25 protein-coding genes and 4 tRNA genes are annotated in these 25,606 nt (G+C 69.5%); 13 read left to right on the top strand and 16 right to left on the bottom strand.

Going from position 1 to position 25,606, the window contains the following annotated elements; translation table 11 throughout:
* Nucleotides 1-64: 64 nt before the first annotated feature.
* The 8 genes from nusG to ACWEMY_RS05350 form a co-directional block, all read right to left on the bottom strand.
* Nucleotides 65-871 (bottom strand): transcription termination/antitermination protein NusG, encoded by an 807-nt coding sequence (gene nusG / locus ACWEMY_RS05385; protein ID WP_375935490.1) that lies wholly within the window; start codon nt 869-871, stop codon nt 65-67.
* Between the two features lie 106 nt (nt 872-977).
* The gene (secE, locus tag ACWEMY_RS05380; RefSeq protein ID WP_375930212.1) at nt 978-1,358 is read right to left on the bottom strand and encodes a preprotein translocase subunit SecE; all 381 of its coding nucleotides are present in this window, start codon (nt 1,356-1,358) and stop codon (nt 978-980) included.
* Between the two features lie 31 nt (nt 1,359-1,389).
* Nucleotides 1,390-1,462, bottom strand: a tRNA-Trp gene (locus tag ACWEMY_RS05375).
* A 198-nt stretch (nt 1,463-1,660) separates the two neighbouring features.
* Complete coding sequence (locus tag ACWEMY_RS05370) at nt 1,661-2,728, bottom strand: fused (3R)-hydroxyacyl-ACP dehydratase subunits HadA/HadB (RefSeq protein ID WP_452389036.1); 1,068 nt, start codon at nt 2,726-2,728, stop codon at nt 1,661-1,663.
* A 126-nt stretch (nt 2,729-2,854) separates the two neighbouring features.
* The gene (gene rpmG, locus ACWEMY_RS05365; protein WP_019049401.1) at nt 2,855-3,025 is read right to left on the bottom strand and encodes a 50S ribosomal protein L33; all 171 of its coding nucleotides are present in this window, start codon (nt 3,023-3,025) and stop codon (nt 2,855-2,857) included.
* A gap of 36 nt (nt 3,026-3,061) precedes the next feature.
* Nucleotides 3,062-3,137, bottom strand: a tRNA-Met gene (locus ACWEMY_RS05360).
* Between the two features lie 59 nt (nt 3,138-3,196).
* Nucleotides 3,197-3,269 (bottom strand) — tRNA-Thr (locus ACWEMY_RS05355).
* Nucleotides 3,270-3,499: 230 nt separating this feature from the next.
* Nucleotides 3,500-3,582, bottom strand: a tRNA-Tyr gene (locus ACWEMY_RS05350).
* A gap of 177 nt (nt 3,583-3,759) precedes the next feature.
* On the opposite strand from ACWEMY_RS05350, the gene ACWEMY_RS05345 reads away from it, so the two are divergent.
* Nucleotides 3,760-4,251, top strand: a complete 492-nt coding sequence (locus tag ACWEMY_RS05345; protein WP_452388991.1) for a YajQ family cyclic di-GMP-binding protein — start codon at nt 3,760-3,762, stop codon at nt 4,249-4,251.
* 15 nt (nt 4,252-4,266) lie between these two features.
* Here the strand turns inward: ACWEMY_RS05345 and htpX are convergent, their stop codons facing one another.
* The gene (gene htpX / locus ACWEMY_RS05340; RefSeq protein ID WP_375930217.1) at nt 4,267-5,130 is read right to left on the bottom strand and encodes a zinc metalloprotease HtpX; all 864 of its coding nucleotides are present in this window, start codon (nt 5,128-5,130) and stop codon (nt 4,267-4,269) included.
* Between the two features lie 36 nt (nt 5,131-5,166).
* Complete coding sequence (locus ACWEMY_RS05335; RefSeq protein WP_452388990.1) at nt 5,167-6,189, bottom strand: polyprenyl synthetase family protein; 1,023 nt, start codon at nt 6,187-6,189, stop codon at nt 5,167-5,169.
* 145 nt (nt 6,190-6,334) lie between these two features.
* Here ACWEMY_RS05335 and ACWEMY_RS05330 point away from each other — a divergent pair, with 145 nt between their 5' ends.
* Nucleotides 6,335-7,600, top strand: a complete 1,266-nt coding sequence (locus tag ACWEMY_RS05330) for a geranylgeranyl reductase family protein (RefSeq protein ID WP_452388989.1) — start codon at nt 6,335-6,337, stop codon at nt 7,598-7,600.
* 36 nt (nt 7,601-7,636) lie between these two features.
* Here ACWEMY_RS05330 and ACWEMY_RS05325 read toward each other — a convergent pair whose 3' ends face one another.
* The gene (locus tag ACWEMY_RS05325; protein ID WP_375930226.1) at nt 7,637-8,134 is read right to left on the bottom strand and encodes a DUF2505 domain-containing protein; all 498 of its coding nucleotides are present in this window, start codon (nt 8,132-8,134) and stop codon (nt 7,637-7,639) included.
* A gap of 105 nt (nt 8,135-8,239) precedes the next feature.
* Here ACWEMY_RS05325 and ACWEMY_RS05320 point away from each other — a divergent pair, with 105 nt between their 5' ends.
* The 4 genes from ACWEMY_RS05320 (at nt 8,240) to ACWEMY_RS05305 (ending at nt 15,231) form a co-directional block, all read left to right on the top strand.
* Nucleotides 8,240-8,677: a DUF3592 domain-containing protein gene (locus ACWEMY_RS05320; RefSeq protein ID WP_452388988.1), complete on the top strand. Its 438-nt coding sequence runs from the start codon at nt 8,240-8,242 to the stop codon at nt 8,675-8,677.
* Between the two features lie 72 nt (nt 8,678-8,749).
* Complete coding sequence (locus tag ACWEMY_RS05315) at nt 8,750-9,895, top strand: glycosyltransferase family 4 protein (RefSeq protein WP_452388987.1); 1,146 nt, start codon at nt 8,750-8,752, stop codon at nt 9,893-9,895.
* Between the two features lie 33 nt (nt 9,896-9,928).
* The gene (locus ACWEMY_RS05310; RefSeq protein WP_375930235.1) at nt 9,929-10,642 is read left to right on the top strand and encodes a demethylmenaquinone methyltransferase; all 714 of its coding nucleotides are present in this window, start codon (nt 9,929-9,931) and stop codon (nt 10,640-10,642) included.
* Between the two features lie 197 nt (nt 10,643-10,839).
* Nucleotides 10,840-15,231 (top strand): molybdopterin-dependent oxidoreductase, encoded by a 4,392-nt coding sequence (locus ACWEMY_RS05305; protein ID WP_452388986.1) that lies wholly within the window; start codon nt 10,840-10,842, stop codon nt 15,229-15,231.
* A 1-nt stretch (nt 15,232) separates the two neighbouring features.
* Here the strand turns inward: ACWEMY_RS05305 and ACWEMY_RS05300 are convergent, their stop codons facing one another.
* Nucleotides 15,233-16,276 (bottom strand): aldo/keto reductase, encoded by a 1,044-nt coding sequence (locus tag ACWEMY_RS05300; protein WP_452388985.1) that lies wholly within the window; start codon nt 16,274-16,276, stop codon nt 15,233-15,235.
* 82 nt (nt 16,277-16,358) lie between these two features.
* Here ACWEMY_RS05300 and ACWEMY_RS05295 point away from each other — a divergent pair, with 82 nt between their 5' ends.
* The gene (locus ACWEMY_RS05295; protein ID WP_375930244.1) at nt 16,359-16,970 is read left to right on the top strand and encodes a TetR/AcrR family transcriptional regulator; all 612 of its coding nucleotides are present in this window, start codon (nt 16,359-16,361) and stop codon (nt 16,968-16,970) included.
* 17 nt (nt 16,971-16,987) lie between these two features.
* Here the strand turns inward: ACWEMY_RS05295 and ACWEMY_RS05290 are convergent, their stop codons facing one another.
* Nucleotides 16,988-17,587 (bottom strand): TIGR03086 family metal-binding protein, encoded by a 600-nt coding sequence (locus ACWEMY_RS05290; protein ID WP_452388984.1) that lies wholly within the window; start codon nt 17,585-17,587, stop codon nt 16,988-16,990.
* Nucleotides 17,588-17,744: 157 nt separating this feature from the next.
* On the opposite strand from ACWEMY_RS05290, the gene ACWEMY_RS05285 reads away from it, so the two are divergent.
* Complete coding sequence (locus tag ACWEMY_RS05285; RefSeq protein ID WP_375930250.1) at nt 17,745-17,984, top strand: hypothetical protein; 240 nt, start codon at nt 17,745-17,747, stop codon at nt 17,982-17,984.
* Here the strand turns inward: ACWEMY_RS05285 and menD are convergent.
* The 3 genes from menD to ACWEMY_RS05270 form a co-directional block, all read right to left on the bottom strand.
* Nucleotides 17,981-19,612: a 2-succinyl-5-enolpyruvyl-6-hydroxy-3-cyclohexene-1-carboxylic-acid synthase gene (menD, locus tag ACWEMY_RS05280; RefSeq protein ID WP_452388983.1), complete on the bottom strand. Its 1,632-nt coding sequence runs from the start codon at nt 19,610-19,612 to the stop codon at nt 17,981-17,983. The genes ACWEMY_RS05285 and menD overlap by 4 nt on opposite strands.
* A 254-nt stretch (nt 19,613-19,866) precedes the next feature.
* Nucleotides 19,867-20,151 carry a hypothetical protein gene (locus ACWEMY_RS05275; protein ID WP_452388982.1) on the bottom strand — a complete coding sequence of 95 codons (285 nt, stop codon included), beginning with the start codon at nt 20,149-20,151 and terminating at the stop codon, nt 19,867-19,869.
* 330 nt (nt 20,152-20,481) lie between these two features.
* Nucleotides 20,482-20,928, bottom strand: coding sequence for a DUF6918 family protein (locus ACWEMY_RS05270; RefSeq protein WP_375930259.1), 447 nt, complete (start codon nt 20,926-20,928; stop codon nt 20,482-20,484).
* A gap of 141 nt (nt 20,929-21,069) precedes the next feature.
* On the opposite strand from ACWEMY_RS05270, the gene ACWEMY_RS05265 reads away from it, so the two are divergent.
* The 5 genes from ACWEMY_RS05265 to ACWEMY_RS05245 all read left to right on the top strand — a co-directional run bounded on the left by ACWEMY_RS05265 (nt 21,070) and on the right by ACWEMY_RS05245 (nt 25,578).
* Nucleotides 21,070-21,963, top strand: coding sequence for a 1,4-dihydroxy-2-naphthoyl-CoA synthase (locus ACWEMY_RS05265; RefSeq protein WP_375930262.1), 894 nt, complete (start codon nt 21,070-21,072; stop codon nt 21,961-21,963).
* Nucleotides 21,964-21,987: 24 nt separating this feature from the next.
* Nucleotides 21,988-22,380, top strand: coding sequence for a VOC family protein (locus tag ACWEMY_RS05260; RefSeq protein WP_452388981.1), 393 nt, complete (start codon nt 21,988-21,990; stop codon nt 22,378-22,380).
* 181 nt (nt 22,381-22,561) lie between these two features.
* A complete protein-coding gene (gene menE, locus ACWEMY_RS05255; RefSeq protein WP_375935496.1) occupies nt 22,562-23,695 on the top strand; it encodes an o-succinylbenzoate--CoA ligase in 1,134 nt (377 codons plus the stop codon).
* A gap of 75 nt (nt 23,696-23,770) precedes the next feature.
* Entirely contained in the window at nt 23,771-24,757 is a 987-nt protein-coding gene (locus ACWEMY_RS05250) for an ATP-binding cassette domain-containing protein (protein ID WP_375930268.1), read from the top strand.
* Entirely contained in the window at nt 24,754-25,578 is an 825-nt protein-coding gene (locus ACWEMY_RS05245) for an ABC transporter permease (protein ID WP_375930271.1), read from the top strand. Before ACWEMY_RS05250 ends, ACWEMY_RS05245 begins: the two co-directional genes overlap by 4 nt.
* The last annotated feature ends 28 nt before the right edge of the window (nt 25,579-25,606 follow it).

Raw genomic sequence — 25,606 nt, 5'->3', positions numbered from 1 at the left:
GGGAGGTCCGGTAAACGGCAACGGCACCGCCGAGGCGGTGCCGTTACCGGAGAACCGGGTGGAACTAGATCTTGGAGACCTGGGTGAAGTTCAGCTCGACCGGGGTCTCGCGACCGAAGATCGAGACGAGCACCTTGAGCTTCTGCTGCTCGGCATTGACCTCGCTGATGCTGGCGGGCAGCGTCGCGAACGGGCCGTCCATCACCGTCACCGACTCGCCGACCTCGAAGTCGACCTCGATGATCGGCTTGGCCGAGACCTCGCCCGAGGACTCCGCGCTGGTCGAGGTGGTCGCCGCGGCGGCCGCCTTCTTCTGCTGCGCACCGGCCGGGACCAGGAACTTCACGACCTCGTTGATGGTCAGCGGGGTCGGCTTGGCGCCGGGGCCGCCGCCGGTCATCCCGACGAAACCGGTGACACCGGGAGTGTTGCGCACCGCGCCCCACGACTCGTTGTTCAGTTCCATACGGACCAGGATGTAGCCGGGCAGCACCTTGCGGTTGACGTGCTTGCGCTGGCCGTTCTTGATCTCGGTGACCTCTTCGGTCGGCACCTCGACCTGGAAGATGTAGTCCTCGAGGCCGAGGTTCTGCACGCGGGTCTCGAGGTTGGTCTTGACCTTGTTCTCGTAGCCGGCGTAGGAGTGCACGACGTACCAGTCGCCGGGGACCCGGCGCAGCTTGGCCTTCATCGACTCGACCGGGTCGGCCTCGGGGTCTTCCTCGGTGGCGACCTCCGCGACGGCGGCTTCCTCGGCCACGTCGGCGGGCGCGTCCTCGGTGGTGGCCTCGACCTCGTCGGTGGCGGTCTCCGCCACGACAGCGTCGTCAACCGGGAACTCGTCGTTGGTGTCGTTCTCCGGGGTGCTCACTGAGGCACTCGCTTCCTGTGTCGTCACGTACATCCTCTGGCCGGGTCGGGGCGCGGAAAGCTCACTCCGCCGTTCCGGAATCGGCTACCGGCGTTGGCGTCGGCGATCAGCCGAACAGCCAGTCGATGCCCTTGATGAACGCTATGTCGATCCCGTAGATGAACGCGACCATGAAGACCACGAACACCAGAACGACGGCCGTATAGGTGACCATCTGCTTCCGGTTGGGCCAGATCACCTTGCGCAGTTCCGCGATGACCTCTCGCAGGAACTTGATCAGCCGCTTGAACGGATTGCCCGTCTTGGCCTTACCAGCGTTCTTGTCCGCCTTGCGCGCGGCCGAGGGCCGATCGAGCGTGGCGACCGAACCGGTGTCCGCCGGGGAATCCGACGTACGCGCACGGCGAGCTGTCCGCTTGCCGCTCGGCCGAGTGGCAGCGGCGGTGTCGTCGCCGTCTTCGGCGCGAGTTTCCCGCTCGTCCGTCACGTCGATCCTTCCTCGTCGCTGGCATTCAGGGCAGGGGCGACAGGACTTGAACCTGCAACCTGCGGTTTTGGAGACCGCTGCTCTGCCAATTGAGCTACGCCCCTTCGGTTGGACCGGCCTGAGCCGATATGTCCAACCACAGTCGATATTAATTTATCGAACCCTGGTGTCACACAACATGCGCGCCGCCTTCGAGGGGAGCGAGCTCCCCGGGAAGATCAGCGCGCAGCAGCCGGTGACCCCAGAGCTCCGAGTGTACGGTACCGCGTGCGGTATTCGCCAATCCGGGGCAGGTGTCCAGGTCAGGACAGCTGAACGGTTGCCGTGGCGCGCCCGAAGATCTTCTTCCCCGCCGACTTCGCCGTGATGGCGACGACCGCGGTTCGGGATTCCGGATCCACCGATTTCACCTTACCGGTGAATTCCACCTCGGCCGGGGACTCCGCGCCGACATAGACCGGACTGGTGAAGCGCACGTTGTACTCCTGCACCGCGCCGGGATCGCCCAGCCAGGAGGTGACGAAACCGCCGCCGAGACCCATCGTGAGCATGCCGTGGGCCACCACGTCGTCCAGGCCGACCAGCTCGACGATCTCGTCGCTCCAGTGGATCGGATTGGCGTCGCCGGAGACGCCGGCGTAGTTCACCAGGTCGCCACGGGTCAGGCGCACGGTGCGCGGGGGCAGCTCGTCGCCCGCGGTGACGCTGTCGAAGGACAGGGCGCGAGGGCACACGGTCGGCGCGGGCGCCTTGGTGACCGGGTCCGGGGCGATCGGCCCACCCGCGGGGAGGTGCCGGACCGGCTCGTCCTCGCCGAGGCCGTGCATGAGCACGTTGCGGATCGTGTCCGACATCCCGGGATCGATGTCACCGCCGCTGCGGCCGATGAGCGTGGTGTAGGTGGTGAGCACCAGTTCGTCGTCCTGGGCGGTGACGATGTTCTTGGTCACGATGATGTCGCCACCGAACGCCTGCCGGAACGAGTGCAGGTAGACATCGCAGGTCAGCTGGTCGCCGACGCGGATCGGGCGGTGGAACTCCAGGATCTGGTCGGTCTGCATGATCTGGCTCAGGTCGTAGCCGGTGACGATCTGCTCGAACAGCTTGCGCTGGGCCAGGATGCCGACCAGGGAGATGAAGGTGAGCGGGGCGAGCAGGGCGTCGTGGCCGTACTCGCGCGCGATGCTCTCCTCCCAGTGCACCGGGTGGTAGTCCTGCACGGCGCGGGCGTACTCGCGCACCTTCTCGCGGCCGACCTCGTAGAAGTCGTCGACGCGGTAGTGGTGGCCGACCATCGCCGCCGCGTGCGCGGCGGGATCGAACGGGTCGGCGGCTGCGGCGGTGACCGCTTCGTCAGTTCCGGTGTTCAGTGTCACAGGGTGGACCTTACTCACCGGTCAACGGCACCTTCGCCGATGGGGGTGACCCGGCGGAACACGAAAAAGCCGAAGGCCGGACTCACGTCCGGCCTTCGGCTTGAAATCTGAGGTGCTGAATCAGCGCGACTCGCGGTGCGCCCGGTGGGTTCCGCAGTTCGGGCAGAACTTCTTCAGCTCGAGACGATCCGGGTCGTTACGCCGGTTCTTCTTGGTGATGTAGTTGCGGTGCTTGCACTCTTCGCAGGCCAAGGTGATCTTTGGCCGGACATCGGTGGACTTCGCGGCCACGATATGCCTTCTTTCCGGTCTGGGCTGAGTCGTTATTGGTAGCGATGGCCGGACTTGAACCGGCGACACAACGATTATGAGTCGTTTGCTCTACCGACTGAGCTACACCGCCACGGCGGACCTATTACGGTGATGCCGGCGGGAAAGTCGGTCACCACCGGCAATCCGGCGAGCCCCCTAACGGAATCGAACCGTTGACCTTTTCCTTACCATGGAAACGCTCTGCCGACTGAGCTAAGGGGGCATGACTACGTGGCACAGAGTCTGTATCGGCGGGCCGATCAGCGTGACCCCGTGCTCCGGCGTCCTGAAGAAGATTACACACTACCTGCCGAGAGCACCAAATCGCCTGGTCAGGTCATATTTTCACGGCTTCTTCACCAGCTCGGAAACGGGCGGTGACGCGGAGGCCTTCCTCGACCTGCCCCGATAACCAAAGAACCCCGCCGATCTGATGATCGACGGGGTCCGATGTGGCAGATGTAGGATTCGAACCTACGTAGGCTTTCACCGACAGATTTACAGTCTGCTCCCATTGGCCGCTCGGGCAATCTGCCTTGTGCGCCGTTTCCGGTGCGCTGAGCAGCTTACAACGAACCCACCCCGCCAATGCAAACCGCCTGCACAGGACCCCTGCGAGCACGGGTGGAACCCCCGTACGGGTACAACTGTCTCGGTGGCCGGTAGACCTCCGGCCCCGGAGTTTGCCGGACCTTCAGGGACAGGAGCGCAGTGTGGCTGATTCGTCATTCGACGTGGTGAGCAAGGTCGATCGGCAGGAGGTCGACAATGCGCTGCACCAGGCGGAGAAGGAGCTGAACTCCCGCTACGACTTCAAGGGCACCGACGCCTCGATCGCCTGGTCCGGCGAGGAGGCCATCGTGCTGACCGCCAATGCCGAGGAGCGGGTCAAGGCCGCGCTCGAGGTGTTCAAGGAGAAGCTGATCCGGCGCGACATCTCGCTCAAGGCGTTCGACGCGGGCGAGGCGCAGGCCTCGGGCAAGGTGTTCAAGATCACCGGCACCCTGGTGCAGGGCATCGACACCGAGAAGGCCAAGAAGATCAGCAAGAAGATCCGCGACGAGGGTCCCAAGGGCGTCAAGGCGCAGATCCAGGGCGAGGAGCTGCGGGTGAGCAGCAAGAAGCGCGACGACCTGCAGGCGGTGATCTCGCTACTCAAGGGCGAGGATTTCGGCATCGCCCTGCAGTTCGTCAACTACAGGTAGCCGGGGCGGCGGCGCTCAGTGCCGATGGGTGCCGCCCGCCATCTCCTCCAGGCGCCGGATGCGTTCGTCCATCGGGGGGTGGGTGGAGTACCAGCGGGCGATGCGGTCGCCCGCGCGGAACGGGTTGGCGATCATCAGGTGCGATTCGCTGGTGAGTTTGGGGTCCGGCGGCAGGGGTGCCACCTGCACGCCGCGCTCGATCTTGCGCAGGGCCGAGGCCAGGGCCAGCGGGTCGCCGGTGAGTTCGGCGCCGGACTGGTCGGCCTGGTACTCGCGTGAGCGGGACACGGCCATCTTGATCAGGCCGGCGGCGAGCGGTCCGAGCAGGGAGACCAGCAGCACACCGATGATGTTCGGCCCCTGTCCGTCGCGGCCGCCGAAGGACCCGGCGAACAGCGCCATATTGGCCAGACCGGTGATCACCGAGGCCATCGCGCCCGCCACCGACGAGATCAGGATGTCGCGGTTGTAGACGTGCGAGAGCTCGTGACCGAGCACCGCGCGCAGCTCCCGTTCGTCGAGCAGTTGCAGGATGCCGCTGGTACAGCACACCGCGGCGTGACGGGGGTTGCGGCCGGTGGCGAAGGCATTGGGCGCGTTGGTGGGGCTGATGTAGAGCCGGGGCATGGGCTGGCGCGCCGCGGTCGCGAGTTCGCGCACGATCCGGTAGATGACCGGAGCCTCCAGCTCGCTGACCGGTTGCGCGTGCATGGCCTTCAACGCGAGCTTGTCGCTGTTGAAGTAGGCGTAGGCGTTCATGCCGACGGCCAGCACGATCGAGATGATCAGGATCGTCGGACTGCGGAACATCGCCCCGATGGCGACGATCAACGCCGACATCCCGACCATCAACCCGAACGTCTTGATCCCATTGGGCATGGTGGTGAAACGTCGGTGACGCGGGGAAAGTTCCAGCTACCCCACGCGCTCGATGGTGTAGCGGACCAGCCGGGTGAGGGCGTCGTTGGCCGGGCCCGCGGGCAGGGCGGCCAGTTCGGCGTCGGCGAGGTCGGCGTAGGACTGCAGCTTCTCCTTGGCCTGGGCCATGCCGGGTGAGCGGCGCAGCAGTTCCAGCGCCTCGTCGACCTCGGCGTCGGTTTCCAGGGGGCGCGCCAGCAGCGTGCGCAGGCGGTCGCCGTCGGCGCCGGGCTCGCGCAGGGCGTAGAGCACCGGCAGGGTGTGCACGCCCTCACGCAGGTCGGTGCCGGGGGTCTTGCCGGACTGCTCGGACGAGGACGAGATGTCGATGATGTCGTCGGAGATCTGGAAGGCGGTGCCGACCGCGTCACCGAGGCGGGCCAGCCGCTCGACATGCTCGCCGCCCGCGCCGGAGAACGTGCCGCCGAAGCGGCCCGCGGCGGCGATGAGCGAACCGGTCTTCTCCCACACCACACGCAGGTAGTGCTCGACCGGATCCTGGGACTGCTTGGCGCCCATGGTTTCCCGCATCTGGCCGGTGACCAGTTCGGCGAAGGTCTCGGCGATGATGCGGACCGCGTCGGGGCCGAGGGTGGAGGTCAACCGGGAGGCGTGGGCGAACAGGTAGTCACCGGAGAGGATGGCGATGGAGTTGCCCCAGCGCGCGTTGACGCTCACCGCGCCGCGCCGCTGCGGGGCCTCGTCCATGACGTCGTCGTGATAGAGCGTGGCCAGGTGCACCAGTTCCACCACGGTGCCCGCGGTGACCAGGGCCGGGTCGGTGGGATTGGGGCCGAGCTGGCCGGTGAGCAGGGTGAACAGCGGACGGAAGCGCTTGCCGCCCGCGCGGGCCAGATGCAGGGCGGCTTCCTGGAGGAAGTCCTCGCCGTCGGAGAGTTCCTCGACGAGCAGTGTCTCGACCGCGGCCAGCCCGTCGCGCACGGTGGCCGCGAGTTCGGGATCGACGAGATCTACCCCGGCAACCACGGTGCTCTCGTCGCTCACAGCCGATGTGCTCATTCTCTTCTCCCAGTGATGCGTCCGACCCCGACGGGTAGCAACCTAGCGTGTTCCGGGGTCCACGCCGATGAACACCGTCACACACTGACTATTCCCGGTGTACCCGACACTCTCGCACAGCCGCCGCAGGTGCCAGTATTGAGCCATGGGTTCACCGGATCTCACCCCCGCCGACCGCGCTCCCCTGCCCGCCACCGTCGAGGTGCTGGTGGTCGGCGCCGGGCCGGCGGGCTCGGCGTCGGCGGCCTGGGCCGCGCGCGCGGGGCGCGATGTGCTGCTGCTCGACGCGGCGATCTTCCCGCGCGACAAGACCTGCGGCGACGGGTTGACGCCCCGCGCCACCGCCGAGCTGGAGCATCTCGGCCTGGGCGAATGGGTGCGCGCGCACACGGTGAACCACGGCCTGCGGATGGCGGGCTTCGGCCGCGAGGCGCTGCTGCCGTGGCCCGGCGGCTCGTTCCCGACCTACGGAAGCGCCGTTCCCCGAACCGAACTCGACGACAAACTGCGCGAGACCGCGATCAAGTCGGGTGCGCGGATGGTCGACGGCGCGAAGGTCACCGAGGTGCTGCGCGAGGGCGAGCGGGTCACCGGGGTGACGGTGCGTCTCGGTGAGAACACCCACACCGTGCGTTGCGCGACACTGGTCGTCGCCGACGGCGTGCGCTCCCCCGTCGGCAAGCAGCTGGGCCGCACCTGGCATCGCCGCTTCGCCTACGGCACCGCCGCGCGCGCCTACATCAAGTCCGCGCGCAGCGACGACCAGTGGATCTCCTCGCACCTGGAACTGCGCAATGCCGACAACGAGCTGATCCCCGGTTACGGCTGGATCTTCCCGCTGGGCAACGGCGAGGTGAACATCGGCGTCGGCTCGCTGGCCACCGAGGCCAGGCCCTCGCACGTCGCGCTCAAGCCGCTGCTCGAGCACTACACCCGGCTGCGCCGCGAGGAATGGCAGTTCGAGGGTGAGCTGCGGGCGGTGGCCTCGGCGCTGCTGCCGATGGGCGGTGCCGTCTCGGGTGTGGCCGGGCCCAACTGGGTGCTGGTCGGTGACGCGGCGGGCTGCGTGAACCCGCTCAACGGCGAGGGCATCGACTACGGCCTCGAGGGCGGGCACATGCTCTCGAAGCTGCTCGACGAACCCGATCTGAGCGCGGTGTGGCCGCAACTGCTGCGCGAGCGCTACGGCCGGACCTTCTCGGTGGCGCGCAGGCTGGCCGGGCTGGCCACCCATCCGCGGATGGTGCCGATCGGCGGTCCGCCGGTGATGCGCTCGAAGTACCTGCAGCGCACCGCGGTCCGGGTGATGGGCAATCTCGTCACCGACGAGGACCTCGACATCACCGCGAAAGCCTGGCGGGCGGCGGGCCGGGCCTCGCTGCGCGCCGACGATCTGGCCCCCTTCAGCTGACGGTGCCGCCCGGCGGACGGCACCCGCTGCGGCGGACTACAGCTTCGCGAACCATCCTTCGATGAATTTGCGTTCGCTGTTGAGAACGCGCTGGTGGAGTTGTTCGGCCAAGGGTTCGATGGCACCGCCGACCAGCGGAACCTTCACGGTGACGGTGCCGACGACCTCGATCTCGCTGCCCTCGGCGGTGGGGCGCAGTTCGTAGGTGCCCGACATCTCGGTGTTGATGCCACCGGTGTGGCCGGTGAAGCTGCCCTTGGCGACCTCGCCCTCCAGGGGCTGCCAGTGGTCGGTGCGCGCGAGCACCAGATCGCTCTTGAGCACCTTGCGGACCAGGCCGGGGACCTTGTCCGGGCCGGGGGTCTCGGTCATCTGGATGCGGATGGAATCCGGTCCGTCGGGGTGGGAGAGTTCCAGGGTCGCGGTGTCGGCGCCGGCGAATCGCTGCTGCCAGACCGCATCGTCGACGAGTGCCCGGTGAAGATCTTCGACCGGGACGGTGTAGGGCACGGTGAAGCTGAATTTTCGGGACATGCCCGCACACGCTAGTCCAGCCGGAGGCTCGGCGTACCTCCGCGTTCGCTCCGGCCGCGCGCGGGCTTCGCGACGCTGCGCGCGGGCGCCCTATAGGGTGGCCGGGTGTCGGAAACCAGCCAGTCGGAGAGGCGGAACGTGCGCCTGCGACGGGTGCGCGTAGGGGTGCTCGGCACCGCGACCGTGATCAGCGTGCTGATGGTGCTGCTGGTGCTGGCGGCCTGGCGCAACGACTACGAGATCGAGAACCATCGCGGCGTCACCTCCGGGGAGGTGCTCTCGGCGGGCAGGCTGCGCTCGGCGGTGATGTACGTGACGCCCGACAGCGTGACCCACAATCCCAAGGTCGGCATCCTGTATCCGACGAATCTGACCGCCGGTCAGCGGATCAATGTCGAATACAGCACGCGCGATCCCGACCTGGTTCGGGTGGCCGGGCGCGACGCGCGGGTGGCGATCATCCCGGCGGCCTCGGTGATCGTGGTGGTGTGGGCGCTGGCCCTGCCCGCGCTGTGGCTGGTGCGGCGCAAGCGCGCGGTGTGATTTCCTCCGCTGTTCGCCGGGGCTTCACGTCGGCGTAGGCGTGCCGCGTACCGGGGCCGTCAGGCTGGAGCGGTGCGCGTAGCCATCGTGGCGGAGTCTTTTCTGCCGAACATGAACGGCGTCGTCAACTCCGTCCTGCGGGTGCTGGACCATCTGGACGAGCACGGACACGACGCGATGATCGTGGCCCCCGACACCCTGCGCGGCGCACCACCGGCCCCACGCTTCCACGGCCGCTTCCCGGTGCACCGCGTGCCCGCGATGATGGTGCCCAAGGTGAGTTCGCTGCCGGTGGGCCTGCCGCAGCCGGGAATCACCGCGGCCATCGCCGCCTTCGACGCCGACGTGGTGCACCTGGCCTCGCCGTTCCTGCTCGGCGCGGGCGGACTGGCGGCCGCGACCCGCCTCGATCTGCCCTCGATCGCGGTGTATCAGACCGATGTGGCCGGGTTCGCCAAGAGCTACGGGCTCGGTCTGGCCGCGCGGGCCGCGTGGGCGTGGACCCGGCGGATCCACGAGGGCGCCACGCGCACGCTGGCACCGTCCTCGGCCGCCGCGCGCGATCTCGCCGACCACGGCATCCCCCGCGTGCACCGCTGGGGACGCGGGGTGGACATCGACCGGTTCACCCCGGACGCGCGCAGTGCCGAGCTGCGGGCGAGCTGGCTGGGCGAGGACGAGCATCGGCTCGTGGTCGGCTTCGTCGGCAGGCTGGCGCCGGAGAAGCACGTCGAGCGGCTGGCCGTGCTGGCCGCGGACCCGTCGATCCAGCTGGTGATCGTCGGCGGCGGACCGGACCGCGCGAAGCTGGGCGCGCTGCTGCCGGGGGCGGTGTTCACCGGCGAACTCGGTGGCAGCGAGCTGGCCAGGCACTACGCGAGCCTGGATGTGATGGTGCATCCCGGCGAGCACGAGACGTTCTGCCAGGGCGTGCAGGAGGCGCTGTCCTCGGGGGTGCCGGTGATCGGCCCCGACCAGGGCGGACCACGCGATCTGATCGCGCACTGCCGCAACGGCTACCTGCTGCCGGTCGACCGGTTCACCGAGCTGCTGCCCAGCGCGGTGTCGGCGCTGCGGGCCGCCGAGACCCGCGCGCGGTTCTCGGCCGCGGCGCGCAGATCGGTGCTGCACCGCACCTGGCCCGCGATCTGCGCCGAACTGCTCGGGCACTACGCGGATGTGACCGGATCGCGCGAACGCTTGCCGCGCTCGGCCTAGAACCGCGCGGCGGGCGCCCGATAAGCTCGGTTCGTGGCGACAACAGAGCAGCGGGAACCGATTCGGGCTTCGCTGGACAAGCAACCCCACGAGGTCGCGTCGATGTTCGACGGTGTGGCGAAGCGCTACGACCTCACCAATACGGTCATCTCCGCGGGCCAGGACCGGTACTGGCGGTGGGCCACCCGGCGCGCGCTGGCGCTGCGCCCGGGCGAGCGGGTCCTCGATCTCGCGGCCGGGACGGGGGTGTCGACGGTGGAGCTGGGCAAGTCCGGCGCCTGGTGTGTGGCCGCGGACTTCTCCCAGGGGATGCTCGGCGCGGGCCGTTTCCGGCAGGTGCCGATGGTCGCGGGCGACGCGATGGCGCTGCCCTTCGCCGACAACTCCTTCGACGCGGTGACCATCTCCTTCGGCCTGCGCAATGTGGCCGATATCGACGTGGCGCTGCGCGAGATGCTGCGGGTGACCAAGCCCGGCGGCCGCGTGGTGGTCTGCGAGTTCTCCACCCCCGTGTTCGGGCCGTTCCGCACGGTCTACATGGAGTACCTGATGAAGGCGCTGCCCCGGGTGGCCAAGGCCGTCAGCTCCAATCCCGACGCGTACGTGTACCTGGCCGAGTCGATCCGCGCCTGGCCCAACCAGCGCAGGCTGGCACGGCGCATCGCCGACGCGGGCTGGGACTCGGTGCAGTGGCGTGACCTCACCGGCGGTGTGGTGGCGCTGCACCGCGGTTACAAACTGGCCTGAAACCGCCCCGGGCCGGGGTGAGAACGGTCACCCCGGATCGGTGCGGTCGCGGCGGCGAACATTCGGCACATCCCCTGATCAGCGGCGATATTCCGGCCGCAACCTCACCGCGAAAATTTCGGCCTGTGAGGTCGATTGTCACCTGGAAATAACTTTCGGTAAATCCGGCGCAACGACGAGTACGGATGATCGAAGCCATGACAGGGGAAGCTGACATCCGCGGCGCGGACACTGTGCGTACGCAGTGTTCGTATTGCGGCGTCGGCTGCGGAATCGCCGTCGAGACCAAGACCGACCAGTCGGGTGCGCGGGTGATCGCGAAGGTCAGCGGCGACAAGCTGCATCCGGCCAACGCGGGCAGGCTCTGCACCAAGGGCGCCACCCACGCCGAGATGACCGCCGCGCCCGGCCGCATGGACACCGCCTATCACCGCCCCGAGCGCGGGCAGGTGCCCGTGCCACTGCCGGTGGACGAGGCCGTGCACGAGACCGCCACCCGGCTGCGCGCCGTCCTCGACGAGCACGGGCCCGACGCCATCGCCCTCTACGTCTCCGGGCAGATGTCGCTGGAAGCCCAGTACCTGGCCACCAAACTGGCCAAGGGTTATCTGCGGACCAAGCACATCGAGGCCAACTCGCGGCTGTGCATGGCCAGCGCGGGCACCGGCTACAAGCAGTCGCTCGGTGCCGACGGGCCGCCCGGGTCCTACGACGACTTCGAGCACGCCGACCTGTTCTTCGTCAGCGGCGCCAATATGGCCGACTGCCACCCCATCCTCTACCTGCGCATGGCCGACCGGCTCAAGGCGGGCGCCAAGCTGATCGTGGTCGACCCGCGCCGCACCGACACCGCCGCCCGCGCAGACCTGTACCTGCAGATCGCCCCGGGCACCGACCTGGCCCTGCTCAACGGCCTGCTGCACCTGCTGGTGGCCGACGGCGCCATCGACACGGAGTTCATCGCCGCGCACACCGAGGGCTGGGAGGCGATGCCGGAGTTCCTGGCCGATTACCCGCCCGCCCGCGTCGCCGAGATCACCGGCCTGGCCGAGGCCGACATCCGCACCGCCGCCACCATGATCGCCGAGGCGGGCGAGTGGATGTCGCTGTGGACGATGGGCCTCAACCAGTCCACCCACGGCACCTGGAACACCAACGCCCTGGTCAACCTGCACCTGGCCACCGGGGCGATCTGCCGGCCGGGCAGCGGCCCGTTCTCGCTCACCGGCCAGCCCAATGCCATGGGCGGGCGCGAGATGGGCTACATGGGCCCGGGACTGCCGGGCCAGCGCAGCCTGCTCTCCCCCACCGACCGCGCCTTCGTCGAAACCGCCTGGGATCTGCCCGCGGGCACCCTGCGCACCGAGGCGGGCCCCGGCACCATCGAGATGTTCCGCGGCCTGGCCGAGGGTGAGATCAAGGCCGCCTGGATCATCTGCACCAATCCCGTTGCCACCGTGGCCAATCGCAAGACGGTGATCGCCGGACTCGAGGCCGCCGAACTGGTCGTGGTGCAGGACGCCTACACCGAGACGGCCACCAACGCCTACGCCGATCTGCTGCTGCCCGCCACGCTGTGGGCGGAAAGCGATGCGGTGATGGTGAATTCGGAACGCAATGTCACGCTGCTGCGCCAGTCGCTCGGTCCGGTCGGCGACGCGCGGCCCGACTGGCTGCTGATCGCGCAGATCGCCACGGCCATGGGATTCCCCGGTTTCGCGTTCACCTCCAGCGCCGAAGTGTTCGCCGAGCTGCAGCAGTTCACCAACCCCGCCACCGGCTACGACCTGAGCGGGATGAGCTACGAGCGGCTGCGCGAAGGACCGATGCAGTGGCCGTGCGGTGATGACCGCTCGCCGCGCAATCCGATCCGCTACCGCAACGACGGCCGCCACCAGCCGCTGCACGTGGCGGCCGACGGCACCACCCCCGCGCTGGCGTTCGCGACGCCGAGCCGGCGCGCGGTGTTCTTCGCGCGCCCGCACCTGCCCGCCGCCGAGCTGCCCGACGACGACTACCCCTTCCTGCTCAATACCGGCCGCCTGCAACACCAGTGGCACACGATGACCAAGACCGGCAAGGTCGGCAAACTCACCAAGCTCACGGGTGAGCCGTTCGTCGAGATCCATCCGGCCGACGCACAGCGCCTGGAGTTGCGCGCGGGTGATCAGCTCGAGATCGCCTCCCGGCGGGGCCGCGCGGTGCTGCCGGTGCGGATCAGTGATCGAGTTCGTCCCGGTGATTGTTTTGCTCCTTTCCATTGGAACGACGAACAGGGCGAGTATCTGACGATCAACGCTGTCACCAACGACGCGGTCGACCCGGACTCCCTGCAACCGGAGTTCAAGGCGTGCGCCGTGGCGCTGCGCCGGGTGGGCCCGGCCGCCGAACCCGAGCAGGTCCCCGCCATGCCGGTCGCCCACCCGCTGGCCGGGATTCTCGGCCTGGACGCGGGCACGACGCCGACCCTGAACGAGACCGAACGCATCTACCTGAGCGGCTATCTAGCCGCACTCCAGTCGCTGCCGGTGACCGGTCAGCCGGTGCTGCCCGCGAGCGCGCCGCTGTCGACGTCGTCACGACTGTGGGTCGACGGCCTGCTGGCCGGGATGTACTCGCGCGGCACCAGCGCCACCACCGAGCCCACGGCCGACACCGCCGCGGCGCCCACTCCCCTGACCGTGCTGTGGGCCTCGCAGACCGGCAATGCCGAGGAACTGGCCGCCACCGTCGCCGCCCGGTTGACCGAGGCCGGGTTCACGCCCGCCCTGCTGGACATGGACTCCTGCGAGCTGACGGCCCTCACCGGCGACATCCTCGTGGTGACCAGCACCTTCGGCGACGGCGGCCCGCCCGACAACGGCGCCGACTTCTGGACCCGACTCGATGACAGCGTCATCCGCCTGACCGGCGTCCGCTTCGCGGTGTTCGCATTGGGCGACTCCTCCTATGACGATTTCTGCGGCCACGGCCGCAAGCTGGACTCTCTGCTCGCCGCCCGCGGCGCCGAGCGACTCCTCCCCCGCGTCGACAGCGAACCCGATTTCGCCGACGCCGCCGACCAGTGGCTCGATGCGGTGATCGACGCGCTCGGCAGCGCCACCCCGGGCGACCCCGCCACCGGCACCGGCACCGGCACCGGCCATCCGGGTCTGTCGGCTGGACCCAACTCCGGCGGTGCCACGGACCCGGCGCGTGCTGCTTCAGGCACAGCCGCACCTGGGTCCACCGGTACAGCCGGTCCGGCACACCCCGGCTCGAACTACCCCGGAGCCACCGGGCCCGCGAACACCCTGGCGACCTCCGGTGCGAGCGGTCCGGCGTATCCCGGCTCGGAGACCGCCGGGGGACGCGGTCCGGCGAACAATCCGGTGCCCTCGGGCGCGGGTGGTGCTCCCGCCGGACGCGGTGGCGCGACCGTGCTCGACCGGCCCCAGACCACTCGCACCCAGCGACCCGCGCCCACTCCGTTCACCCGTCAATCCCCCGTCCGCGCGACGCTGATGCGCAACGAGATCCTCAGTGCGCCCGGCTCGCCGAAGGAAGTGCGCCGCTTCGGTTTCGACCTGCACGATCTCGATGCGGGCTACGAGGTGGGTGACTCGTTGGGTGTGCTGCCGGCCAACTGCACCGATCTGGTCGAGGAGTGGCTCACGGTCACCGGGCTGGACGGGCGACGGACCGTCGAGCTCGACGACCGCGAACTCCCGCTCACCGTGGCGCTGCGCACCCACTTCGACATCACCAAGGTGAGCCAGGACCTGCTCGGTTTCATCGCCGAACGCAACCCGCACCCGCAGCTGGCCAAGCTGCTGCGCCGCGACAACCGCAACGAACTCGCGAGCTACCTCTGGGACCGGCAAGCCGTCGACGTGCTGCGCGACTTCCCCGTCCGCACCGATCTCGTCGACTGGCTCGGCGCGCTCAAAAAGCTCCAGCCCCGCCAGTATTCGATCTCCTCCAGCCCGCTGACCACCCCGGACGAGGTACAGCTGACCGTCGGCGTGGTGCGCTACGGCGACCCGGTGGGCGAGGCGGCTCGCCGTGGCGGGGTGTGCTCGACCTTCCTCGCCGACCGCGCCGGCGAAGAGGTGCCCATCTTCCTGCAGCGGGCACCGCACTTCCGCCCGCCGCTGGACCCGGCCGCGCCGATGATCATGGTGGGTCCGGGCACGGGTATCGCCCCCTTCCGTGGATTCCTGCACGAGCGCAGGGCGCTCGGCGCGACGGGCCGCAACTGGCTGTTCTTCGGTGACCAGCACGCCGCCCAGAACTTCTACTACCGCGCCGAACTGGAGGACATGTTCCGCTCGGGCTTCCTCACCCGCCTCGACCTCGCTTTCTCCCGCGACCAGCGCGAGCGGATCTATGTGCAGCACCGGATGATCGAGCACGGCGCCGAGCTGTGGGCCTGGCTGCGCGAGGGCGGTCACTTCTATGTGTGCGGTGACGCCGCCCGCATGGCCAAGGATGTCGACGACACGCTGCTGCGGATCGCCCGGATCCACGGCAAGCTCGACGAGGCCGGGGCCCTGGCCTTCAAGAAGCAGCTCGTCGCGGAGAAGCGCTACGTCCGCGACGTCTACTGACTCAGGCCGCCCGGACCGCGGGCGGGTTCAGCCGGGCGAAATCGGGGAGCCGGTGATACGGGTAGTACGGGTAGGGCGGGGTGGTCGCGCTCGCGGCGTCGAGGGCGGCCAGGTGCTGCGGGTCGAGCTGCCAGCCGACGGCGTCGAGGTTCTGCCGTAACTGCTCCTCGTTGCGGGCGCCGATCAAGACGGTGGCGACCGTGGGGCGGGTGAGCAACCAGTTCAGCGCGATCTGCGGAACGCTGCGGCCGGTCTCGGCGGAGATCCGGTCGAGGACCTCGACCACCGAATAGAGGTGCTCGTCGTCCACCGGCGGACCCGCCTGCGCCGTCTCGTGCAGTCGGCTGCCCGCCGGAAGTGGCTGTCCGCGCCGGACTTTGCCGGTGAGCCTGCCCCAGCCGAGCGGGCTCCACACGACCGCCCCGACCCCCTGGTCGGCGCCCAGCGGCATGAGCTCCCATTCGTAGTCGCGCCCGACGAGCGAGTAGTAGACCTGGTGGGCCACCGGCTTTTCCAGGCCGTGCGCCTGCGCGGTGGACAGGGTTTTCATCAGTTCCCACCCGGCGAAGTTGGAGACGCCCAGGTAGCGGATCTTGCCGGCGCGCACGAGATCGTCCAGCGCCGAGAGGGTTTCGGTGAGTGGGGTGCCCGCGTCGAAGGCATGCAACTGGAACAGGTCGAGGTAGTCGGTGCCGAGACGGCGCAGAGACGCGTCGACGGCGTTGATGAGCCGCGCCCGGCTCGCACCGGCCTCGTGCGGCCCCGGGCCTGTCGGCAGCGCGGACTTCGTGGACAGCAGGACCTGGTCGCGCCTGCCCTTGATGGCGGCGCCGAGCACTTCCTCGGAGGCGCCTTCGGAGTAGACGTCGGCGGTGTCGAAGAAGGTGACGCCCGCGTCCAGGCTGATGTCGACCAGGCGCCTGGCCTGAGCCGCATCGGTATCTCCCCAGGCGCTGAACAGGGCGCCGCGGCCACCGAAGGTGCCCGCGCCGAAGCCGAGCGCCGGAACGAGCAGACCGGAAGCGCCGAGCCGACGGTATTCCATGAGAACTCCTAAAGGGTCTATAGTTCCGTTAACACGAGCGACACTACACCCGATCGCCACTAAATGAAACAGGAGTTCCGTTATGGAGCACGACATTGCCTGGCCCGGCTCCGTTCGCCCAGGTGGACGCACCGCACGGGTGCGCGAATCGGTGTTGCAGGTCGCCGGGGACCTGCTCGCCGACCGCGGTTTCCCCGCACTGGATCTGGCCGAGGTGGCCGCCACGGCCGGAGTCGGCAAGACCACCGTCTACCGCCGCTGGCGCACGCCGGCGGGCCTGGTCGCCGATCTGCTGCTCGAGATGGCCGAGCAGTCGCTGCCGCGCGCCGACACCGGCACCCTGCTCGACGACCTGACCGCCAACGCGCGCCTGGTCGCGGGCACTCTCGCCGATCCCCGCCAGGGCAATCTGTTCCGCGCCGTCATCGCCGCCGCCACCGGCGACGAGTCCACCGCCACAGCCCTGCACACCTTCTACGACACCCGGCTCACCGAATGGTCGCCGTGCGTGGACGACGCCGTGGCGCGCGGCGAGGCACCGCCGGGCACCGATCCCCGCGCGGTGCTCTCGGCGGTCTCGGCCCCGCTCTACTACCGATTACTCGCCAGCGGCGACCCGATCGACACGGCCGCCGCCGACGCCGCCGCCCGCGCGGCCACCATCGCCGCCGCCGCGGGCACCTTCGTCAGCTGACCGCCCCGCCGATCGAGTCAGCGAACCCGCTGGTCAGCGGACACGACCGGCCGCCAGGCAGGATCACGACCGGCGAGACCGAGGAGCCGGTCCAGCGCCGGGGCCTCCGCGTCGACCTCGACCACCGGACCGAAGAGCCCGGGGATACCCGCGGGATCGGTGTCGCGCAGGAACTCGTGCAGGATCGCCAGATCGCGGGCTTCGGCGCCGAAGGTCTGCCCGGTGGACACGGCCAGGTCCCAGCCGTGCAGGACCAGCTCGTCCAGCGCCACGGTCGCCATGACCGGCGCGGGCAGCGTGATGCCGCCCGCCTCGGCGTCACCGTCCCAGGCGGCGGGCTCGCGCCAGGCCGCCGCGAGCGCGCTGAGGCGGGTGGGGATCAGGGTGCGCCAATCCGCGGGCAGCGGGATGTCGAGGCTGGGCGGGACACTGTTGCCCGCGGACTCCTTGGTGGCGGCCTGGCGGAAGGCCTCGGCGAGGCCGACGACGTGCGAGAGCAGCTGGGAGACCACCGTGTCGGCGCACGGCGTGGGGGCGTCGAGGTGGTCGTCGGCGATAACGGCGACCACGGTGGCCAGTGACAGGGCGGCGGGGGCGAGATCGAACTGCGGTTCCATGAGGGCTCCTCGGCGACGGCGGGCGGCGTTACCCGTACAGACGAGGCCGGGGCCAGGAATTCATCGGACCGCAGGTTGCCGAGTGCCGCCGAGGGGCGCAGGCTGGAAGCGCAGGACCGATCAATCACCACGTCCGAGGTAGTACCGAGGAGGATCGATGAGCGATTACGACCCCGCCCGCCCGCTGGACGAAGTCCCCGAGGCCGACCGCGTCGAGCAGGAACAATCGGCCTTCCACGACGACGACGCCGACGATCCGGCCTTCGCCGACGCGGCCGACTACGCCGAGGTCGCCGCGCGCGTCGCCCTCGACAGTGGCAACGCGAACCCCGCGGACGTGATCGAGCAGACCCTCACCGTCCCCTACGAGGACGAGGAGCTGGGCGCCGAGCGCTAGCCCGCGATCTTGGCGCGCACGGTCGCGTGCAGTTCGCGCAGGCTGGAGCGTTCGGTCGCGACCTCGAGCACCCGCAGGCCGTGCGCGTCACCGGTCAGCTCCACCGCGAGTTCGGTGGGGTCGACCTGGCGGTGCGGGATGCGGTAGGCCGCGCACAACGCCGCGAGGTCCATACCGTGCGGGGTACCGAAGACCCGCTCGAAGACGCCCGCGTACTGCGGGTCGCCCTGTTCGAGCAGTTCGAAGATGCCGCCGCCGTCGTCGTTGGCGACGACGATGGTGAGGTTGTCCGGGCGCGGTTCGCCGCGGCCGATGAGCAGGCCGGACGCGTCGTGCAGGAAGGTCAGGTCGCCCATCATGGCGATGGTGCGACCGGGATGGGCCAGCGCGGCACCGACCGCGCCGGAGACCGTGCCGTCGATCCCGGCTACGCCACGGTTGGACAGCACCCGCACGCCGGGGCGCGGGGGCGCGACCAGCGCGGCGTCGCGCACCGGGTTCGACGCGCCGAGCAGCAGCTGATCGCCCTCGCGCAGCGCGTCCATGACCACGGCGGCCACGTGCAGACCGGTCGCCTTCGGATGGGCCGCCAGTTCCTCGCGGACCACCGCCCTGGCCTGCCGGTCGAGTTCGGCGCAGCGGGCCAGCCAGGCGGGATCCGGCGTGCCCGCGGTCACCGCGCGGGTGCCGGTGCCGACGACATTGCCGGACACATCGGGCCAGCGCGGACCGGTGGTGAGCGCGAAGACGGTCACCTCGGGGTCGGCGAGCACCCGCGACACCTGCCGGTGCAGGGTCGGGCGTCCGGTGATGATCGCCTGGGCCGGCTTCAGCAGCGGCAGCGCCAGCGGATGCAGGGCCGGGCCGTGCACGGGCGCGGTCGGCTCGGCGACCGTGGGCAGGGCCGACAGCTCGGGCCGCAGCCCGGCACCGTGGCCGGAGATGACCACCGTGTCGGGGGTGAGGTCGATGTCGAGGGGCACGTCGAGGGTCGCGTACTGGGTCGCGGTCCACGGCTTGTCGCCGTCGCGACCCTGCGGCAGCGGGTCGGCGGCGAGCTCGGGGACCAGCGGCTCACGCAGCGGGATGTCGAACTGGACCGGCCCGGCATTGCCCGAGCGGGTGCCGCGCGCGGCGGCGAGCACCCGGCACACCGCCGAACGCCACACGCTGTTCTGGCGCGGGTAGCTCTGCTCGCCCGCCTCCGCCTCGGCCAGCCCCAAACTGATCGTGGCCCTGACCTGGCTGCCGAACAGGCCCATCTGCTCGACGGTCTGGTTGGCGCCGGTGCCGAGCATCTCGTAGGGCCGGTTCGCGCTGACGACGATCAGCGGCACCCTGGCGTAGTTGGCCTCCAGCACCGCGGGCCCGAGATTGGCCACCGCGGTCCCCGAGGTCATCACGACCGGCACCGGCCGCCCCGAGGACACCGCGAGCCCGATCGCGAGGAAGCCCGCGGTCCGCTCGTCGATGCGCATGTGCAGCCGCAACTGCCCGGCCACGTCCGCCGCCTGCAACGCGAAGGCCAGCGGGGCGTTGCGCGAACCGGGGCACAGCACCACCTCGCGGACGCCGCCGCGCACGAGCTCGTCGACGACCACTCGTGCCTGCGCAGTAGACGGATTCACAAACCCCAGCCTGTCAGACCGGGATACGCACGTCTCCCCCTGGCCCGCGTTGGCTGCGTCACGGGCGCGTCGCCGGGGCCCACCCCGACGCCTTCTCCGGACAATTCACACGAATCGACCAGCCGTTGACGCATATCTGTTCATGCGGCCGAGAAGACTTATTCGTGAATTCGCAACAGGATCACAAACAAAAAGAAATCCGGCACCGGCCACAAGGACCGGCACCGGATTTCTCCGGATATTCGCGCAGCGGCTCAGGACGCCGGCTGGGTGAGATCCTGGATGCCGATGACGGATTCGATGATGTTGAGCACCGCGGAGGTGCCGCTGTCGACCGCGGCGCTGCCCGACTCGAGCACACCGAAGCCGGCGGCCGAGCCGGTGGTGAGGTCGGCGGAACCGCTGGCCAGGTCGGCCGAGCCGCTGAAGGAACCGGTGCCGGAGCCCGAATCGGCGCCCGCGACGGCGACGGGGCCGAGGAACACGGCGGCAGCGGCGGCAACGGCGCCGGTGGCGGCGAGAGTCTTGCGAGAGATCATGAGAACCGAACTTCCTTTCAGCAATTCGCGTTTCGAACCGCTCGAAAGGCAACGTAATCGATGCGATCCGGAAGTTTCCACCGCCGCGGCGACGGCCGGATTTCCGGCTACTTCCGCTTTTCCTGCCGTTCACCCGGACCGTTGTCCGTCTCACATTTTCCCGATCGGAATTTACCGCTGACCGGAAAAAGATGTGGCCCGCGACTCCCCGTCGGGCGTTACGTGAGTGTGGTCACCCGGAGACGCGAAAGGCCGGTGCGCCCCGGTTGTCCCCGGCGGCCGCACCGGCCTTTCACTGACGATCACGGCGGGGGCTGCCCCGCCCCTTGCTCAGCCCGCGTGCTTCTGCACCAGGTCGGCAACCCGCGGCAGCGCCTCGACGACGTGCTTCTTGGCGGAGCCACGCATCGACGAGTACACCTTCTGCAGAGCCGGACGCGAGGAGGCGTCGGCCCGGGCGTCGGTGACGGCCAGCAGCGCCTCGGCGACCTCGTCCGACTTCGCGGTCAGCAGGTCGGCGAAGGTGCCGGTGCCGGACGCGGTGAATTCGGCCCAGTACGGCTGGAGCTGATCGAGCAGCTTGGGCGCCAGCGATGCGAGGGCATCCGGAACGATGGACGGGCTGATCTTCTTGACCGCCGCGTAGCCACCCTTCACGGCCAGGCCGGACGCACCACCTTTGTCCGAGACCTCGGCGTCGAGAACCTCGACGGCGTCAGCAAGGAAAGCCGGACGCTTGGTGTCGTCGAGCAGGGATTCAGACAGTGCTGCAACCACTTTCAGGTTCCTCCGGATCGGTTCGTTGAACGAGCAGCCGCAACTATACGCACCGGGTCGGTCCGGCACCGCGCGACCGCTCCACCTGCGGTGTCACGACCATGTACCACCTCGCGCGGCGGTAGGGCAATAATCGGGGTCGTGACTTTCGATCCGAAGCTGTGGCGGCCCGTCCCCGGGTTCGAGGACCTGACCGACATCACCTATCACCGACATATCGAGCAGGGCACGGTGCGGGTGGCGTTCGACCGGCCCGAGGTGCGCAACGCGTTCCGCCCGCACACCGTCGACGAGCTCTACCGCGCGCTCGACCACGCGCGCATGTCCTCGGATGTGGGCGCGGTGCTGCTCACCGGCAACGGACCGAGCCCCAAGGACGGCGGCTGGGCCTTCTGCTCCGGTGGCGACCAGCGCATCCGCGGCCGCAACGGCTACCGGTACGCCGAGGGCGAGACCGCCGACACCGTCGACCCCGCGCGCGCGGGCCGGTTACACATCCTCGAGGTGCAGCGGCTGATCCGCTTCATGCCCAAGGTCGTGATCGCGCTGGTCAACGGCTGGGCCGCCGGTGGCGGTCACAGCCTGCACGTGGTGTGCGACCTGACGCTGGCCTCGCGCGAGCACGCGCGGTTCAAGCAGACCGACGCCGACGTGGGCTCCTTCGACGGTGGCTACGGCAGCGCCTACCTGGCCAAGATGGTCGGCCAGAAGTTCGCCCGCGAGATCTTCTTCCTCGGCAGGCCGTACACGGCCGAGGAGATGCATCAGATGGGCGCGGTGAACAAGGTCGTCGACCACGACGAGCTGGAGAACGTCGCGCTGGAGTGGACCGCCGACATCAACGGCAAATCGCCACAGGCCCAGCGCATGCTGAAGTACGCGTTCAACCTGCTCGACGACGGCCTGGTCGGCCAGCAGCTCTTCGCCGGTGAGGCGACCAGGCTGGCGTACATGACCGACGAGGCCGTGGAGGGCCGCGACTCGTTCCTGGAGAAGCGCGACCCGGACTGGACCCCTTACCCCTGGTACTTCTGACACGTCACGAGACAGGCGGACCCCATGGAGATTCTCAACAGCCGGATCATCGTGCGGCCCAGCGATTACGCGCGCACGCTGGAGTTCTACCGGGACGGGCTCGGACTGGCCGTGGCCAGGGAGTATCCGGGCGGCACGGTGTTCTTCGCCGGGCAGTCGCTGATCGAGGTCGCCGGGCACGGTAGCGACGGCGCGCCGGGAAGTTTCGCGGGCGCGATCTGGTTGCAGGTGCGCGACATCGCCGACGCTGCGGCGGAATTGGCGCTGAAGGGAATCGCGATCGAGCGCGCACCGGCGCTCGAACCATGGGGTCTGTGGGAGATGTGGGTGCGTGATCCCGACGGGGTGCCGCTGGTCCTGGTCGAGGTTCCGGCCGAGCATCCGATCCGGCGCGATCCGCGTCGGCCCCCGGAGTGAGTTCGCCGGGGCCCGGCCGAGTTGCCGATCACGGTCGGGCCGCGCACGATAGCTGCGAGCAAGCGCAAACAGACCCGTTGGCCGGGTCTTGTCGGTCGCATGACACGATCGAAGCCGTGAGGGCGCGCAGCAAGCTGTATCCGGAGGTGAAGGCGTGAGCAGAACGCTGCGGACGCTGCAGATGCCGACCGGTTCCGGTGTCGGCGAAGTGCTTCCCCACCTGCGGCAGGCGCTCGACGGCAGCGGCCCGGCCTGGCTGCCGATTCCCACCACCGATCGCCGCGAGGCGCGCAGGCTCTCCGACGCGCTCAAGCCCGGCGATCCGATCGACGACGACGTCGCCCTGGTGGTGACGACCTCGGGCACCACCGGCATCCCCAAGGGCGCGCTGCTGGGCGCCGAAGCCCTGCGCGCCAGCGGCAACGCCACCCACGAGCGGCTGGGCGGGCCGGGCAGCTGGCTGCTGGCGCTGCCCACCCATCACATCGCCGGTATCCAGGTGATGCTGCGCAGCATCCTGGCCGGGACCGAACCGACCGTGCTGGACGTGTCGGGTGGTTTCCTGCCCGAGGCGCTGGCCGGGGCGGTCGCCGCCATGCGCGGGCCGCGCCGCTACACCGCGCTGGTGCCGACGCAGCTGATCAAGTCGCTGGATTCGCCGGTGGCGGCCAAGGCGCTGGCCGAGCTGGACGCCGTGCTGGTCGGCGGGGCGGCCACGCCGCTGCCCGTCTACGACCGGGCCCGCGACCTGGGCATCAATGTGGTGCGGACCTACGGCATGAGCGAGACCTGCGGTGGGTGCGTCTACGAGGGCGTGCCGCTGGACGGCACGCTGATCCGGATCGAGGACGGGCGGGTGGTCCTCGGCGGGGCGATGGTCGCGCGCGGGTACCGCAATCTGCCCGATCATCCGGCCTTCGCCGAACCCGGCTGGTTCCGCACCGAGGACGCGGGCACCTTCACCGACGGCGTGCTGACCATCTCCGGACGGCTCGACGAGGCGATCATGACCGGCGGTCTGCTGGTGATCCCGCAGGTGGTGGAGGCCGTGCTGGCCACGCATCCGGGAATCCGCGAGTGCATCGTGCTCGGTCTGCCCGACGAGCGGCTGGGTCAGCGGGTGGCGGTGGCGGTGGTGCCCGCGCCGGGGGCCGCGCCGACGCTGGACGAGTTGCGCGCGCACGTCGTCGCCGAGCTGGATTCCATCGCCGCCCCTCGTGAGCTGGCGGTTCTCGACGAGATCCCGCTGCGCGGACCGGGCAAACCCGACCGGGCCGCCCTGCGCGCGCACCTGCAGGCCGACTCCGCGCGCTGACCGCCGCGGCTCTTGCATGGGCGGTGACATGCCGGTGCAAGAGCCACGCAAGGCCCGGTGGGCACCGTAGATCGCATGACTTACACACCCACTTCCGCGCTCGCCGTCGAGGCCGACGGCTTGGTCAAGGTGTTCGGCAAGCAGCGCGCCGTCGACGGGGTGAGCCTGGCCGTGCCGCGCGGCTCGGTCTACGGCGTGCTCGGACCCAACGGCGCGGGCAAGACCACCACCATCAAGATGCTGGCCACGCTGCTGCGGCCCGACGGCGGCAGCGCCCGGATCTTCGGCCACGACGTGGTCGAGCGGCCCAATGCCGTGCGTTCGCTGGTCGGCGTCACCGGGCAGTACGCCTCGGTCGACGAGGAGCTCACCGCCACCGAGAACCTGATCATCTTCGCCCGGCTGCTCGGCCTGAGTCGCGCCGACGCCCGGCGCAGGGCCGATGAGCTGCTCGACGAGTTCGCCCTGGCCGAGGCCGCGAACAAGCCGCTGAAGAACTTCTCCGGCGGCATGCGCAGGCGCCTGGACCTGGCCGCCAGCCTCATCGCCACCCCGCCGCTGCTGTTCCTCGACGAGCCGACCACCGGCCTTGACCCGCGCACCCGCGCCCAGATGTGGGACACCATCCGGCGTCTGGTCCGGGAGGGCGCGACGGTGCTGCTCACCACCCAGTACCTCGACGAGGCCGACCAGCTGGCCGACCGCATCGCGGTGATCGACCACGGCCGGGTGATCGCCGACGGCACCGCCGACGAGCTCAAGGCCTCGATCGGCGGCTCCTCGGTGCACCTCACGCTGGTCGACCGCGATCAGCTCGAGGAAGCCCGCCGCATCGTCGGCGACTTCCTGGGCGTGAGCGCGCAGATCAGCCCGGAGGCGGGCAGGCTCACCGCCGCGCTGCCCGACCCGAATCTCACCGCCGATCTGCTGATCCGCCTGCGCGACTGGGAGATCGGCGTCGAGGAGATCACCGTCAGCAAGCCCACCCTCGACGAGGTCTTCCTCACCATCACCGGCCACCCGGCCGAGGATTCCGACGACACCGAACGGAGCGCGGCATGACCGCAGTTCTCACGGCGCCCGCCCCCACCACCGACCTCGCCGAGGTCAGTGACCGTCCGGGTCTGCGCGCGACCGTCTCCACCTCGTTCACCATGGCCTATCGCGGCCTGCTCAAGATCAAGCACAATCCCGAACAGCTCTTCGACGTGACGGTGCAGCCGATCCTGTTCACGGCGCTGTTCACCTACATCTTCGGCGGCGCGATCTCGGGCAGTGTGTCGAGCTACCTGCCGGTGCTCATCCCGGGCATCCTGGTGCAGACCGTCGTGCTGACCTCGGTCGTCACCGGCACCCAGCTGCGCGAGGACATGGACAAGGGCGTGTTCGACCGCTTCAAATCGCTGCCCATCGCCCGGGTTTCGGCGCTGGCAGGCGCGCTCATCGCCGACATGGTGCGCTACGGCATCGCCTCCACGCTCACCATCATCGTCGGCCTGTGCCTGGGCTACCGGCCCGAGGGCGGGCTCACCGGCGTGCTCGCCGCGGTGCTGATGGTCGTGGTGTGCTCGTTCGCGATCAGCTGGGTGTGGGCGCTGGTCGGTGTCACCGGCAAGAGCGCCGCGTCGGTGCAGGGCATCTCGATGATGGTGATGTTCCCGCTGACGTTCATGTCCGGCGCCTTCGCCCCGGTGAGCACCATGCCGGGCTGGATGCAGGGCCTCAACCACGTCAACCCGGTGTACTACATGGTCAATGCCGCGCGGGAGCTGATGAACGCCAACAGCTTCGGCGGTGACCTGGTGTGGTCGCTGCTCGGCGCGGTCGTGGTGATCGCGATCTTCGCGCCGCTGACCGTGCGGGCCTACATGCGCCGCGCCTGACGCGCCTTCGGTGACGGCATCCGGAACA

The sequence above is a fragment of the Nocardia sp. NPDC004415 genome (assembly GCF_053602435.1).
The sequence above is the reverse complement of the archived record's forward strand: the minus strand, read 5'-3'. Positions and strand labels throughout refer to the sequence as shown.